Origin of the sequence: Gibbsiella quercinecans, assembly GCF_002291425.1 — a bacterium.
Classification (GTDB): Bacteria; Pseudomonadota; Gammaproteobacteria; order Enterobacterales; family Enterobacteriaceae; genus Gibbsiella; species Gibbsiella quercinecans.
The window spans coordinates 785,198-798,606 of sequence record NZ_CP014136.1 but is presented as its reverse complement, the minus strand read 5'-3'; the positions used below and the strand labels follow the sequence as shown (position 1 = coordinate 798,606).

At 59.7% G+C, this 13,409-nt stretch carries 12 protein-coding genes; 3 read left to right on the top strand and 9 right to left on the bottom strand.

The window, feature by feature from the left end; translation table 11 throughout:
• Nucleotides 1-2 precede the first annotated feature (2 nt).
• The 3 genes from ACN28Q_RS03705 to ACN28Q_RS03695 all read right to left on the bottom strand — a co-directional run bounded on the left by ACN28Q_RS03705 (nt 3) and on the right by ACN28Q_RS03695 (nt 3,935).
• A complete protein-coding gene (locus ACN28Q_RS03705) occupies nt 3-1,379 on the bottom strand; it encodes a Fe-S-containing protein (protein WP_095845092.1) in 1,377 nt (458 codons plus the stop codon).
• A gap of 72 nt (nt 1,380-1,451) precedes the next feature.
• Complete coding sequence (locus ACN28Q_RS03700) at nt 1,452-1,979, bottom strand: iron transporter (RefSeq protein ID WP_095845091.1); 528 nt, start codon at nt 1,977-1,979, stop codon at nt 1,452-1,454.
• Between the two features lie 36 nt (nt 1,980-2,015).
• Nucleotides 2,016-3,935, bottom strand: coding sequence for an FTR1 family iron permease (locus ACN28Q_RS03695; protein ID WP_095845090.1), 1,920 nt, complete (start codon nt 3,933-3,935; stop codon nt 2,016-2,018).
• Nucleotides 3,936-4,163: 228 nt separating this feature from the next.
• On the opposite strand from ACN28Q_RS03695, the gene ACN28Q_RS03690 reads away from it, so the two are divergent.
• Nucleotides 4,164-5,183 carry a malate/lactate/ureidoglycolate dehydrogenase gene (locus ACN28Q_RS03690; RefSeq protein ID WP_095845089.1) on the top strand — a complete coding sequence of 340 codons (1,020 nt, stop codon included), beginning with the start codon at nt 4,164-4,166 and terminating at the stop codon, nt 5,181-5,183.
• 61 nt (nt 5,184-5,244) lie between these two features.
• Here ACN28Q_RS03690 and ACN28Q_RS03685 read toward each other — a convergent pair whose 3' ends face one another.
• The 4 genes from ACN28Q_RS03685 to ACN28Q_RS03670 are packed head-to-tail and all read right to left on the bottom strand — an operon-like array spanning nt 5,245 to nt 8,868.
• Complete coding sequence (locus ACN28Q_RS03685; protein ID WP_095845088.1) at nt 5,245-6,129, bottom strand: ABC transporter permease; 885 nt, start codon at nt 6,127-6,129, stop codon at nt 5,245-5,247.
• Nucleotides 6,126-6,959 carry an ABC transporter ATP-binding protein gene (locus ACN28Q_RS03680; RefSeq protein ID WP_095848904.1) on the bottom strand — a complete coding sequence of 278 codons (834 nt, stop codon included), beginning with the start codon at nt 6,957-6,959 and terminating at the stop codon, nt 6,126-6,128. The genes ACN28Q_RS03685 and ACN28Q_RS03680 overlap by 4 nt, the downstream gene beginning before the upstream one ends.
• Before the next feature lie 25 nt (nt 6,960-6,984).
• Nucleotides 6,985-7,872, bottom strand: a complete 888-nt coding sequence (locus tag ACN28Q_RS03675; RefSeq protein ID WP_230469402.1) for a TauD/TfdA dioxygenase family protein — start codon at nt 7,870-7,872, stop codon at nt 6,985-6,987.
• Nucleotides 7,873-7,896: 24 nt separating this feature from the next.
• A complete protein-coding gene (locus ACN28Q_RS03670) occupies nt 7,897-8,868 on the bottom strand; it encodes an ABC transporter substrate-binding protein (RefSeq protein WP_095848903.1) in 972 nt (323 codons plus the stop codon).
• Nucleotides 8,869-9,266: 398 nt separating this feature from the next.
• On the opposite strand from ACN28Q_RS03670, the gene cuyA reads away from it, so the two are divergent.
• Together cuyA and cuyB are read left to right on the top strand one after the other, a co-directional pair.
• Nucleotides 9,267-10,277 carry a D-cysteate sulfo-lyase gene (gene cuyA / locus ACN28Q_RS03665; protein WP_095845086.1) on the top strand — a complete coding sequence of 337 codons (1,011 nt, stop codon included), beginning with the start codon at nt 9,267-9,269 and terminating at the stop codon, nt 10,275-10,277.
• Nucleotides 10,274-11,017 carry a cysteate racemase gene (gene cuyB, locus ACN28Q_RS03660; protein ID WP_095845085.1) on the top strand — a complete coding sequence of 248 codons (744 nt, stop codon included), beginning with the start codon at nt 10,274-10,276 and terminating at the stop codon, nt 11,015-11,017. Before cuyA ends, cuyB begins: the two co-directional genes overlap by 4 nt.
• Before the next feature lie 8 nt (nt 11,018-11,025).
• On the opposite strand, the gene ACN28Q_RS03655 is transcribed toward cuyB, so the two are convergent.
• Nucleotides 11,026-12,276 carry an LVIVD repeat-containing protein gene (locus tag ACN28Q_RS03655; protein ID WP_095845084.1) on the bottom strand — a complete coding sequence of 417 codons (1,251 nt, stop codon included), beginning with the start codon at nt 12,274-12,276 and terminating at the stop codon, nt 11,026-11,028.
• A gap of 9 nt (nt 12,277-12,285) precedes the next feature.
• Nucleotides 12,286-13,359 carry a sugar ABC transporter substrate-binding protein gene (locus tag ACN28Q_RS03650; RefSeq protein ID WP_095845083.1) on the bottom strand — a complete coding sequence of 358 codons (1,074 nt, stop codon included), beginning with the start codon at nt 13,357-13,359 and terminating at the stop codon, nt 12,286-12,288.
• Nucleotides 13,360-13,409: the final 50 nt, after the last annotated feature.

Sequence of the window (13,409 nt, the reverse complement as noted above, 5' to 3'; positions counted from 1 at the left end):
GATTATTCCCCCTCCGCCGGCGCAACGAACTGCTCCGGCGCGTTACGGAAGCGGTTGTAGTTGGCTTCGGAGGCGAAGAACCAGGTTTTACCGCCGTATTGATATTTGTATTCCGCCTGCACGTTGGTTAACCGGCTGCCGTCTACCGGATCGGTAACTTGCAGCGTAACGATGGTAGAAAAGTAATTGACCCCGGCTTCCAGCGCTGCGCGTGGGATAGTGAGTTCCTGCTCGTTATTTTGCCAACCGTCGATCGGCACCGGGTTGCAGCCGCCGGCTTTGCCGATCGACGGGATAAAGATATGTACGCCGCAGGCCACGCAGACCACCTGGTTGCCTTCCATCACGTAGCCCTGATCGCCGCACAGCAGGCAGGCGTCGAAGACTACCCCCAGCCGCAGGCGATCCGGGTAGCGGTTGATCACAAAAAAGCGCACCGCTTTGCCATCGTCGGCAACCCAGACAAAGCGGTGCAGTTTGCCGTCGCGGATTTGGGCGATTGGCAGGTGCACCAGGCCGTCGGCGGCAAGCTGAACCGGCGTCGCTTCTGAGAGGCGCGGCGGCCTGGAGGCCACGTTGTCCCAGTACAGCTGATTGGTAACCACAAAGGCGGCTAACACCAACGGTGCGGCAAACAAACGCCAGCCGTTGCGCGCGCGCGCCAGCGCCAGCCGCCTGGCGACCGCCGCCTGGGTTTGCCGGGCAACCTGCCGGCGCCCCAGCGCCTGGGGGAGCCACAGCAACGCCTGCAGCAACAGCAGCGCCGCGGCCAGGTAGCTCAGCAGCGGCAGATTATTGGTGACGTGGGCGACAAAGCTCAGCCGCGGCTTGGTCAGCGCCAGCGCTTGCAGTTTCATCAGCAGCAACAGGACGTTGCCGGTGAGCGGCAACAGCAGGGAAAGCACGGTAATCAGCGCCACCGGCCAGCGCAGCCAGGAGATGCGGCGGCAAAGCATGGCGGTCAACACCGCGGCCAACGCCAGGCAAAAGAAAGCCAGCACCAATGCGCTAAGGTTAATGAGCAGGTCGGTGTTCAGCACGTGGGTGGTGGACAGTGCGCCAAGATTGGGGTTGTTGGCCCAATGGCGCGCGCCGCCGAAGACCAGCAGCGCCTGCCAGGCATAGACCAGGCGGGCAGGGCAGCGCCACAGGCTGAGTAAAAACAGCAGCAGCGCGGCGATCTCAACCCCCGTAATGGCCAACTGCAGCGTTTGGGATTTCGGCTCGTTCAGCCCGGCCCAGCTCCCCAGCAGCAGCCCAATCAGGCTCAGCAACAGCAGCCGGCGCAGCGCCGGCCTTGGCTGGCGGCAGCCATTAAGGCCGGCGAGCAGGGCGACGCAGGCAAACGCCTGCAGAGTAACGACAAAAAAATAGTTCATGAAAACCTGGGCTCAGCATGAAGCAAAAGGGCGGCCGCGGCGCGCCCCTGTGCGCAACCGGTTATCCTGCTGTTATTCCAGACCGACATATTTGAAGTCATAGCTGACGTCAAACGGTTTCCACCAGCGGCCAACCCCGGTTTCACTGTCGGTATGGCGGTGCATACCGGCCTTGGACGGTGGATCGATATGGTAGGTCACCTTGTAGTTGCCCACCCCCATCATTTTGATGTTGGCGCCGTAGTGCGGCCCGTCGCTGGCGACCATCGGCATGAAGGTTCCTTCCTGTTTGGCGCCGGTATCGGTGTTGACCAGCGTATAGGCGATGGTCAGGAACGGCATCCATTCGCCAGCGCCAAAGCCGTTTTTGTTGCCTTCCACCGCATGGATGTCGGCTTCCAGGTGAATATCGGCTTTGGCGGCGGGCAGCCCCATACCGCGGGGTTCCATATCAATCGGCTGCAGGTAAACGGCGGCGATTTCCATTTCATTGATCTTCACGGCTTCGCCGGCCGGGTACTCTTTGAAGGCGAAAGCGGCGGGCGCAGTGAAGACGCTGGTGATTATGGCGCCGGCGATCAGGCTTTTGTTGATGCTCATTCACTCATCCTCTTGGTTTAACGGTTGTGTGGTTCATTACATGGGTGGTAAAGCGGTATTGCGGCGCCGCATGATCCACAGAGCGACCAGCGCGGCCAGCACCAGCACCGCCTGCGGCAACAGCGTTTCGACATAGGGGTAGACGCCCAGCCAACCGATCTCCGGCCATCCCGGCAGCAGGGTCGGCTGGAACAACTTGCCCTCCACCAGTTCCAAAATGCCTTTACCGGCAAAGATAAAGGCCATCAAATACATGAACGAGCCGGTAAACATGAAGAACGGCTTCAGCGGCAGTTTGAGCACGGTGTAGCGCATGATGAACCAGGCCAGCAGCAGGATAATGCAACCCAGCACGAACCCGGCCAGCACGGCCGCATGGCCGGTAACCGTCTGGGCATCCCCCAGCAAGGCATAGTAGAACAGCACGGTTTCCGCCCCTTCGCGGTACACGGCCAGGAAGCTGGTCAGCCACAGGCCAAGCAGCGAACCGCTGGTCAGTGCGTGCGACAGTTTGCCTTCCAGATAGGCTTTCCAGTGGCGCGCTTCCACCTTGGACAGCAGCCAGTAGCTCATGAAGAACAGCATCACCACGGCGATCAGCATGGTGATGCCTTCCAGCAGCTCACGGCTTGCCCCCGAATTAGTAAATAGCCACTGGAACAGCAGTGCGGTCACCACGCTGCAGGCCAGAGCCGCCCACACCGACTGGCGGATCATCGGCAGTTTGTCATGCTGTTGGTTTTTAATCAGGTAGGCGACGATGGCGGCGACGATCAGCAGCGCTTCCATCCCTTCGCGCACGATAATCAGCAGGCTGTACACCAGCAGGCTCCACGGGCTTTCGCCGCTCTGGCCGATCAGCGCCACCGCTTGGGCCAAGTCTTGCTGCAGTGCGTCGGCTTCCGCGTTTATCTGCGCGGCGGCCTGGCCGGATTTCATCAGGCTGACCAGGCGGGTAAAGTGGCCCTCCAGCGTGGTTTTGAAGGCGGCGTCGCGCGAACCGATTTTGTTTTCCATGCCGCTGGCTTCGAAGTGATCGAAGTAGGCGTCCTGAATGGCCAGAATGGCATCCTGCGCCTGCCCGGCGCGGTATTGTTGAATCGCTGCCTGTACGCTTTGGTTAATGCTGGCGGCCACCGCGCCCCAGTCCGCCGAGGTATTGGCATCCGTATCAGCCGCTGGCTGGCCAGCAGGGCCCGGTGCGGCCACCGCCTGATCGGCGCGGGTGGTGGGCAGCCCCGGCAGTATATCTTCCAGGGTTTGCAGCAGTTCGGTGGTGCGGTAGCCCAGTTCACTCAACTGGTCTGGCTGGTTGCTCAGTGCAATCAACGCGGTAAATTGCTGATTGATGCCGGCGGCCGTTTGCGAAGCGCGGTTCTGCCGGATCGACATTTCCATTTCTGAATTTTTAAAGCCCTGGAAATGTGCCTGCTGAATGCTTTTGGCCGCCGCGGCGCGATCGCCGGCCTGATATTGGCTGATGGCCTGGGCCAGCAGATCGTCAATGGTTTTAAAACTCTGCTGCCAGTAGAGCGCGATGGCCTGGTTGTCATAGGCGCCGTGCTGCTGTTCGGCCACTAACTGGTGGCCGCCGTCCAGCACGGCTTCAACGCTGCTAAGCTCGCTTTTCAGCCAGTCGATTTTTGCCTGCACTTCCGGCTGCGGTTTTCCTTCGCCGATCATGCGGCGGATATCGCCAAAGGCGGCTTCCATCTGATAGCTTTTTTGCGCCGAGATATTAATGCGAATCGGGCCTTCAAGATTTTCAAACACTTCAAAATACGCCATTTGCACTTCGCGGCGGGCGTCATTGGCTTGTTGGTTTTGGTAAAGTGCGGCGGTTTTGTCCAGGCGGGATTGAATGTCGTCGATATAAGGCGCATAGCCGGAAGCTGACCATGCACCCGCGCTGCTCAGTACGCTGAGGAGGATGAGCAGAAAACGTATTATGGGCATTAGAGACACACACCATTAGCGTGTTAATGATAATCGTTATTATTATCATTTATTGCTATGGCGTTACATTGACCTGGATCATAAGTTGAGTTTTTAGCCATCAGTGGGAACAGAAAAGGGATGGCAATCTGGCGACGTTATCACAAAAACGGCATTGCTTATGCGAAAGGCATAGTTAGCGCTCGATAAACGCAGTAATAAGCTAGCGCCTTTTACAGGGGGATCACTATGCCGACTTTTTCTGCGCCTTTTTTGCGTGACTATGTCGCGGCCCGTTTGGGCGAGAATGGCGTTAATCAGGCAACCGCCGAACAGGTAGCTGAAAATTTAGTGGAGGCGTGCCTTAAGGGGCACGATTCGCACGGGGTCAGTATGTTGCCGCGCTATCTGGAAGCCATTGCTGAGGGTGGGCTTAACCCCGCGGCGGGCGCCGAGTTGCTGCAAGACAACGGGGCGCTATTGGCGTTTGACGGCCAGCACGGTTTTGGCCAGGTGGTGGGCCGTCAGGCGGCGGCGGCGGGCATTGCGCGCGCCGCCCAGTTGGGGGTGGCGGTGGTGGGGTTGGCCAATGCCCATCATCTGGGGCGGATTGGCGCCTTTGCGGAGCAGGCGGCGCAAGCCGGCCTGGTTTCGCTGCACTTCGCCAACGTCAACAGCCGGGCAATTGTGATGCCCTGGCAAGGGCAGTATTCGCGGTTGGGCACCAACCCATTCTGCGCGGGTATTCCACAGGCCGAAGGGGCGCCGGTGATCCTAGATTTCGCTACCAGCGCGATTGCCGGCAACAAGGCGCGCATTGCCTGGAACGCCGGCAAGCAGGTGGAGCCGGGCTGTATCGTTGACGATGCCGGCCAGCCGACGCAGGATCCGCGTTGGGTGGTGCAGCCGCCGTTGGGCGCGCTGCTGCCGTTCGGCAAACATAAAGGATCCGGCCTGGCGCTGGTCTGTTCGCTACTGGGGGCGGCGCTGACCGGCGGTATCACCGAGCGTCATGTTGCATCAGGCAAAAAGCGCATCATCAACAGTATGCTGTCGATTTATATCGATCCGGATCGCTTGGGGGGCGCCGAGAGTTGGCGGCAGGAAGTGCCGGCATTGCTGGCCTGGGTACGCAGTTCGCGCGATGATGGCGAATTGCTCTTGCCGGGCGACGCCGAACGCAACGCCTATCAACACCGCCTGCAACACGGCATTGAGGTGGACGAGGTGAGCTGGCAACAGCTGCAGGCCCTGGCGCCTGCACTCTGATATATCACGCAACCCGCCTGCCGGCCTCCATCACCGCAAGCGGGTTGCAGTAGCGCTAAGCTTAGCGCTGCATTCCCCAGCGTTTCACCGTTATCCGCTCCAGCGTGGCGAACACCAGGCTTTCCACCAGCAGGCCGATGATAATCACCGAAGCCAGGCCGGCAAACACCCGATCGGTAAACAGTTCATTGCGGTTTTGGAAGATATACCACCCCAGGCCACCCGCACCGCTGGAGGCGCCGAACACCAGCTCGGCGGCGATCAGCGTGCGCCAGGCGAAGGCCCAACCGATCTTCAGGCCGGCCAGGATCGAGGGCAACGCCGCCGGGATCAAAATATGCCAGACGTAGCGTAACCCGCTCAGGCCGTAGTTGCGGCCGGCCATGCGTAGCGTTTCGGAAACCGACATAAAGCCGGACCAGGTGGTGAGCGCCATCGGCCACAGCACGGAATGAACCAGCACGAAAATCAGGCTTTTCTCCCCCAGGCCAAACCACAGCAGCGCTAACGGCAACAGGGCGATCGCGGGCAGCGGGTTGAGCATTGATGTCAACATGCTAAGCAAATCGCGCCCTAAGCGGGTAGAAACCGCCAGTGCGCTTAGCGTCAGCGCCAACAGGCTGCCAATCGCGTAGCCCTTCAGCAAGGTGCCGATCGAAATGACAATTTTAGCCGGCAGTTCGCCGCTGAGCATATCATCAACAAAGGCGTGCAGCGTTTGGGTAAAGCTGGGCAGCATCAGATCATTTTGCTGCCAATGCGCTGCGCCTTGCCACAGCAGCAGCAGGGCCGCCAGCAGCACGCTTTTTCGTAACCAGGTTTGGTTCCATAACCGTGTGGCAAGCGGCAACGGGCGTTCAAGCGGCAGGTTGTGCAACGGCGTCAGCTCACGCTGGTATTCGGGCCGGATCGGCGGCGTTAGGGTTTCAGGGCTTGGTGTGGTCATTGCAAAGCACTCGCGGTTAGCGGCAACAGTGGGCGCGGCGCCGGCTGCGGCGCGGAAGGTTCAGGCGTAAACAGCAGATCGTGGATCTGCCGCGCGGCATGCTGGAAGGGTTCGCTGCCGCTGTCGTGCAGGGCGAACTGGTGGCTGTTCAACTCGGCGCGTACCCGCCCTGGGTGCGGTGACAGCAGCAAAATGCGGCTGCCCACTACCAGCGCTTCTTCGATCGAATGGGTGACGAACAGCAGCGTGAAGCGCTCGTCTTCCCACAGCGCCAGCAACTCTTCCTGCATTTTGCGCCGCGTCAGCGCGTCCAGCGCGGCGAAGGGTTCATCCATCAACAGGATTTTCGGCTGCATGGTCAAGGCGCGGGCGATCGCCACGCGCTGCTTCATGCCGCCGGACAAGGTATGAGGAAACGCATCGGCAAAGCCGGCAAGCCCCACCTTATCCAAAAAGTGCAGCGCCCGCTCGCGCGCTTCGGCGCGGGTGGCCTTGCGGCTGGCCAGCAGTGGGAACAGGGTGTTTTCCAGCACGGTTTTCCACGGCGGCAACTGGTCAAATTCCTGAAATACCATCATGCGATCGGGGCCGGGTTGCACCACCGGTTTGCCATCGAGCTGGATCTCACCGTTGACCGGCGGTAAAAAGCCGCCGATGGCTTTCAGCAGGCTGGATTTACCGCAGCCGGAAGGGCCGAGCAAAATAAAGCGATCGGCGGGCCAGACGTCGAAGCTGACATCATGGGTGGCGCGCACCTGGCGATGGCGGGTGCGGTATTCCAGCCCAACGCTGCGGACTTGCAACAGCGGGTTTTGGCTTGAGTGAGTCATGGTGTTTTCCCCCGAGGCCTGAAAATCAGAACGGCGCATCACCTTCGATGGTGGTGCGATACAGTTTGCGGCGCAGGTGTGCAGGGCAACCGGTCGCCAGATGGATCAACGAGCGGTTGTCCCAAAACACCAGATCGCCCGGCTGCCAAACGTGCCGGTAAATATGCTGCGGCTTGATACTGTGGGCATACAGTGCCTGCAGGATCTCGCGGCTTTCGTCTTCCGGCAGCCCTTCGATATGGGTCGTAAAACCTTCGCTGACGAACAGCGCCTTGCGCCCGGTTTCCGGGTGGGTGCGCACAATGGGCTGGGAAACGGCTTTCACCTGCGCCAACTGCTCCGCCGTTAACTGCGGCCGCCAGTGTTCGCCGAACTTCGGCTTGCTGTAGGTGGCGGTGTAGGCATGCACCGCATTGCGCCCCTCAACGGCGGCGCGCAGTGCGGCCGGCAGGGTATCCCAGGCCTGGTGCATGTCGGCGAACAACGTGTCGCCGCCTTCCGCAGGCAATTCCTGTGCGTAAAGCATCGAGCCAAGGCTTGGCAATGCTTTGTAAGAGAGATCCGAGTGCCAGTATTTGCCGGCATCGCCCAGGCCGATCGGTTTGCCGTTTTCAATGATGTTGGAAACGATCAGGATCTCCGGATGGCCGGGCAACAGAAACTGCGCCAATACGTGGATCTGCAGCTTGCCGAAACGGCGGCTGAAGGCGATTTGCTGTTCCGGCGTAATCTGTTGGTTACGGAACACCACCACGTGATGTTCCAAATGGGCACGATGAATGCGGGCAAAGTCACGCTCATTCAGCGGCTGGCCGAGATCCAGCCCTATGATTTCCACACCCAGCCCACCCAGGGGGCGTACGGTAAAATTCTGGCCGACAATCGTTGGTTCAGCGGCAAGGGCAATGGTCACAATCGTTCTCCTGTTTGGTTCGAGTTAGCTGCCTGGGTTGGCATAGGCTTCGGGGAAGAAATAATCCTTCCAGGAGTCGGCTTTATTCTTGAGCACGCCGAGCTGGTGCAGTTTTTCCGCATAAACGAAGGTGCGCTCTGGCGAAATGGTGAAGTCGATTTCCGGATCTTCCACGATCTTCTGCACCAGAGCCGGCGACAGCTTGGAGTTTTCCGCCCGGATATAGGTTTGGGCGGCGGCGGCCTTGTCTGCCTTGATGATCTGCGCGGCTTCCGCCAACGCATCATAGAAAGCGCGGTAGGTTTTCGGGTTTTGATCGTGGAACTTTTGCGTGGTGTAGAGCACATTGAAGGTGCCCGGCCCGCCCAGCACATCGTATGAACTGAGGATCTTATGCACATTTGGGTGCTCCAGCGCCTGGTACTGGAACGGCGGGCTGGAGAAGTGCGCGGTGATCTCGGTGCCGTTGGCGATCAGCGCCGCGCTGGCATCCGGGTGGGGCAGGCTGACGCTGATATTGTCAAACCGTTTGAATTCGCTGTCGCCGTACAGTTTGGCGGTTTCGATTTGCAAGGTGCGCGATTGGAAGCCAACGCCGGCGGCCGGCACGGCAATGCGGTCTTTATCACTTAGATCCTTAACGCTTTTCACCGCCGGGTTATTGCTGAGCAAATAGTTGGGCATGGAGCCGAGCGACGCGATGGCCTTAACGTTCTGCCGGCCGCGGGTGCGATCCCACACCGTCAGCATCGGCGGCACGCCGGCAGAGGCCACGTTCAGCGCGCCGGAAAGCAGCGCTTCGTTAATGGCGGTGGCGCCGGAAAGGGTGCGCCAGTCGACTTTAATATCCAGCCCCTGTTCCTTACCGTGTTTTTCGATTAATTTTTGATCCCGCACCACGTCCAGAATGAGGTAACCAATGCCAAACTGCTGCGCGATGCTGATGCTGCCTTCAGCCTGGGCCTGGGTGGCAAAGGTGCCCAGGCTGGCTAACATCAGGGCGCCGGCAACGGCGCGCAGGCGAAGCTTGCCAAAATTTAGGTTCATTATTTCTCCTGATGAAAAATCGGTATTATAAATAATGGTTCTTAATATGTTTGTTGAAGCCTACGGCTGTGCGCCTGAGTTGTTAAATTCTTTTTTGATATATTTAATATTAAAACTAATTCTATATATTTCAGTTGGATATGTGTTTTTGTCGCCGTTTCTATAGCAACCGTTTTTCTTTGTATATCTGATTAATGCATTAACGCTGGCTAATAGGCGCTATTTTATTGCTTATGGCTGCAATATCTTTTTTTTAACTATCGATAGCCATATTTTTGCTAAATAAAAATTTACCCTCGCTTTTATACTGGCCGCCTATTTGAAACGCCTCATTAAAGGAAAAAATTATGCATCTCGCTCGTTTCCCCCGCGTTCGGCTCGGCCATTTCCCCACGCCGCTGGAACCGCTGCCTCAACTGTCGAAAGCGTTGGGCGGCCCGACTATCTGGATTAAGCGCGATGACTGTACCGGGCTTGCCACCGGCGGCAATAAAACCCGCAAGCTCGAGTTCCTGTTGGCCGATGCCTTGCAGCAGGGTGCCGATGTGGTGCTGACCCAGGGCGCCACGCAGTCCAACCATGTGCGCCAGACCATCGCCGGTGCGGCCAGGCTTGGGTTGAAAACCCAGGTGTTGCTGGAAAGGCGCGTTAACGATTTCGGTGAAGAGTACCAGCGCTCCGGCAACATCCTGCTTGATGATTTGCTGGGCGGCGTGATTGTCGATCATCTGCCGGGCGGTACCGATATGCAGCAGGCCCTGGAAACGCTGGCCGCGCAGTTGCGTGACCAAGGGCATAAGCCTTATGTCATCCCGGGCGGCGGCTCCAACGCGATCGGGGCACTGGGGTATGTGGCCTGCGCCGAAGAGTTGCTTTGGCAGTCAAGCCAGCAGCAATTGCGCATCGATCACGTGGTGCACGCCACCGGCAGCACCGGCACCCAGGCCGGCCTGGTGGCGGGGCTGAGCGCCACCCACAGCGGTATCCCGGTGCTTGGCATCAGCGTGCGGGCGCCGAAGGCCAAACAGGAAGAAAACGTGTGGAATCTGGCGCAGCGCACCCGCGAATTGTTGGGCATTGCCGGGGAGTTGCCGCGCAGTGCGGTGGTCGCCAACGGTGACTACGTCGGTGAAGGTTACGGCCTGCCGACGGATGGCGTGCGCGAAGCCTTAACGCTGCTGGCGCGGCTGGAGGGCATCTTGCTCGATCCGGTTTACACCGGTAAAGGCATGGCCGGGCTTATCGATCAGGTGCGCAAAGGGTATTTCGCCAAGGACGACAATGTGGTGTTTGTCCATACCGGCGGCGCTGCCGGCCTGTTCGGCTACCGCCAGTGGCTGGAGCAGGGCGCGCAATGAGCGGGCAGCTATTGATCGGCGTGCTTGGCGGCATGGGGCCGCTGGCCACGCTGGATCTGCAGCAAAAGATTATTGAGGAAACCCCCGCCGCGCGCGATCAGGAACATGTGCCGGTGGTGGCGTGGAACGTGCCGCAGATCCCGGATCGCCAGTTGGCCCTGGCCGGTAAAGGGCCTTCGCCGCTGCCGGCGTTGCTGGCGGCGGTGGAGCGCCTCAACCGGATTGGCGCCAGCCACATTGTGATCGCCTGCAATACCGCCCACCATTGGTATGACGAACTGGCGGCGGCCAGCACGGCGCCGCTGTTGCATATTGTCGATGCCTGCGCGGATGAGCTGCGGGCAGGGGCGCCGGATAAAGTGGGGATTATCGCCACGGCAGGGACGCTGGCCGCGGGCTGGTATCAGCAGCGGTTGGCGGCGCAGGGCATCACCGCGTTGCTGCCGGCGCAGGCAGAGCTGGAACGGCTGTTTGTGCCCGGCTGTTATGCGGTGAAGCGCGGCGAGTTGCAGCGCGGCGGCGAGCTGCTGGATGAACTGGCCAACGCACTGTTGGCGCGCGGCGCGCAGAAATTGGTGCTGGCCTGCACGGAAGTGCCGCCGGCGCTGGTTGCCGTACAATCGCGCAGCCTGCCGTTGGCCCTCGATCCTGCGCGCGCGCTGGCGCGCCAATGCGTACGCCTTTGGCAGGAAAGCCAACGCCGTTCCAACGTGGATGCGGCGCTGGAACGGCGTACCTGAACTACGCGCTATCCCTGATATTCGATGATCGACAGCCCGGCGTTATAGTCGGTGCTGTAGATGATGCCTTGCGCATCAACGAACACATCGCAGGATTGGATCACCCGTGGGCGCCCCGGCCGCTTATCCATCATGGCCTGCGGGTTGGCGGGCACCAGCGCGCCGGTTTCCTTCGGCTGATAAGGGTTACTGATGTCGTAGGCGCGCACACCGGCGTTTTGGTAGGTGGCGAAAATCAGCGACGAGCTGATAAAGCTGCCCGGGCGGTTTTCATGCAGGTTGTGCGGCCCGAAGTGGGCGCCCTTGCTGACATAGTCCCGTTCGTCCGGCTGCGGGAAGGTGGCGATGCTCACCGGGTTGCTTGGCTCACGGATATCAAACAGCCAGATCAACTTTTCGCCGTCCTCCTGGTTATCCAGCACCGCTTCATCCAGCACCACCAGCAGATCTCGGTCCGGTAGCGGCAGCGCGGTGTGGGTGCCGCCGCCGAACGGCGGGCTCCAGTTGCGGTGGGCGATCAGCTGTGGCTGGCTGCGATCTTTCACATCCAGTAAAGTCAGGCCGCCGTCACGCCAACTGGCATAGGCGGTGTCGCCGCTGATGATGGCATGGTGCAGGGCGTAGCGTTTGCCTTCCGGCCAGTCTGGCGTTTCGCCGCCGGCACTGTGCATGCCCGGCAGCCACCAGCGCCCGGCGACCTGCGGGTTGCGCGGATCGGCCAGATCGACCGTCAGGAAGATGTAGTCGCTATAACCGTCGATCAGCGCCGAGACATATGCCCAGCGCCCGCCAACGTACCAGATGCGGTGCACACCGATGCCGTCCAGCGCCAGAAAGCCGATTTCCCGCGGTTTATCCGGCGTGGAGATATCAAAAACCCGCATACCGGCGCTCCAGCCGCGCCCCGCGTTATTGCCTGAAACCGTCTCGCTGATTGCCTTGGTGTAATACACTTTTTCGTCGGCAAAGCGGGTATCGGCGAACAGATCGCGCGCGTTGACCACCAGCAGCAGATCGTCATGGGCCTGCAAATGGATATTCCAGGTGCCCGGCGGGGCAGGGATAAAGCCGGCCGGGCGGGGATTTTTGGCATCGCGCACGTCGACGATGGAAAAGCCCTGTGAAACCATGTGCCCGATATAGGCATAGCCACGGTGCACCATCACCTGCACCCCGTCTGGCTTGCCGCCCTGATCGCTGTGGCCGATCAGGCGCATATTGCGGCTATATTCAGGCTGTGGAAGAGGCGGTTTCGCCATCATGACTCCTTATTTTTTCGGCTGTTGTGCTTCAAGGGTAGCGAACCAGGGCGCAACAAAATCGGCAGACTGGCCCCAACCTGGGATAATTTTCGCCAGCGAAGCAACGTTGGTGGCTTCCGGATGGCTTTGCACCAGCGCCTGTGGGATCGCGACGGCTTTAAACTCATACACCGGCGGGGTTGGTTCACCGGCAATCTTGTTGGCGATCAGGCGCAGGTTCATCGCGCCGATAAGCTTAGGATCCACCGCCACGCTGATCTTCCAGGCGCTGTCTTTGGCGTGCATCAATGCTAACACCTGGTTGGAGATATCGATACTGTAGAGCTTGATCTCCGTGCGGCCGTTTTCCTGCAGGGCTTTATACGCGCCCAGGCTGAACGGATCCCAGGTGCCCCAGATCGCGTCGATCTTGCCTTTCGGGTATTTCGCCAGGATCGCGCCGATCTTGTTGGCCGTATCGCCCTGCACATCGGAAGACACCGCGCCGATCGATTCAAGTTCGTGGATCCCCGGCTGTTCTTTCAGCATCTTTTGGTACTGCGCCTGGCGCCGCTCCATTGGCGGGAAGCCGGCGACCCACAGCTTGATGATGTTGGCCTTGCCGTTAAAGTCTTTCACCAACTGGCCAAAAGACAGTTCGCTCAGCGAAGCGTCGTCCTGTTGGGTGACGGTGACGCCGGGGATGTCGCCTTGAACCGCAGTATCGTAGACCGACACCGCGATCCCGCTTTCGCGAATGCGTTTGATCAGTGCCGTGGCGTAGGGATCGCGCCCCTGGGAGAGAATGATGCCGTCGTATTTCTGGCTGATGGCCTGGTTGACGAAGTCCTGGAATTTGGCATCGTCGCCGTTAGTGAGAAAGGTACTGACCTTAAAGCCCAGTTTGCGGCCTTCCTGGATGGCGCCGGCAAGAAACTGTGTGGTGTTGTCGTCAGAGCCGAGGTTGCGAACCACCGCAATGCGAATCTGGCCCTGGTGGTTGGCGATCGCAGCCGGCACCGGGGCGGTTGCCGGGGCGGCGAAACACGGGGTGAGCGAGAACAGGCTAAGCGCCAGCAACGAGGTTTTGAACAGCTTCATGTAAAGTTACCCTGCATGGTTAATGATAAAAACAATGTTATTTGGCCATG

Excerpts from the sequence above, each read along its gene's own strand:
- cuyA (WP_095845086.1), top strand. The coding sequence starts at position 9,267 with ATGCATCTCGCTCGTTTCCCCCGCGTTCGGCTCGGCCATTTCCCCACG.
- ACN28Q_RS03655 (WP_095845084.1), bottom strand. The coding sequence starts at position 12,276 with ATGGCGAAACCGCCTCTTCCACAGCCTGAATATAGCCGCAATATGCGC.
- ACN28Q_RS03670 (WP_095848903.1), bottom strand. The coding sequence starts at position 8,868 with ATGTTAGCCAGCCTGGGCACCTTTGCCACCCAGGCCCAGGCTGAAGGC.
- ACN28Q_RS03690 (WP_095845089.1), top strand. The coding sequence starts at position 4,164 with ATGCCGACTTTTTCTGCGCCTTTTTTGCGTGACTATGTCGCGGCCCGT.
- ACN28Q_RS03705 (WP_095845092.1), bottom strand. The coding sequence starts at position 1,379 with ATGAACTATTTTTTTGTCGTTACTCTGCAGGCGTTTGCCTGCGTCGCC.
- cuyB (WP_095845085.1), top strand. The coding sequence starts at position 10,274 with ATGAGCGGGCAGCTATTGATCGGCGTGCTTGGCGGCATGGGGCCGCTG.
- ACN28Q_RS03685 (WP_095845088.1), bottom strand. The coding sequence starts at position 6,129 with ATGACCACACCAAGCCCTGAAACCCTAACGCCGCCGATCCGGCCCGAA.
- ACN28Q_RS03680 (WP_095848904.1), bottom strand. The coding sequence starts at position 6,959 with ATGACTCACTCAAGCCAAAACCCGCTGTTGCAAGTCCGCAGCGTTGGG.
- ACN28Q_RS03650 (WP_095845083.1), bottom strand. The coding sequence starts at position 13,359 with ATGAAGCTGTTCAAAACCTCGTTGCTGGCGCTTAGCCTGTTCTCGCTC.
- ACN28Q_RS03695 (WP_095845090.1), bottom strand. The coding sequence starts at position 3,935 with ATGCCCATAATACGTTTTCTGCTCATCCTCCTCAGCGTACTGAGCAGC.
- ACN28Q_RS03700 (WP_095845091.1), bottom strand. The coding sequence starts at position 1,979 with ATGAGCATCAACAAAAGCCTGATCGCCGGCGCCATAATCACCAGCGTC.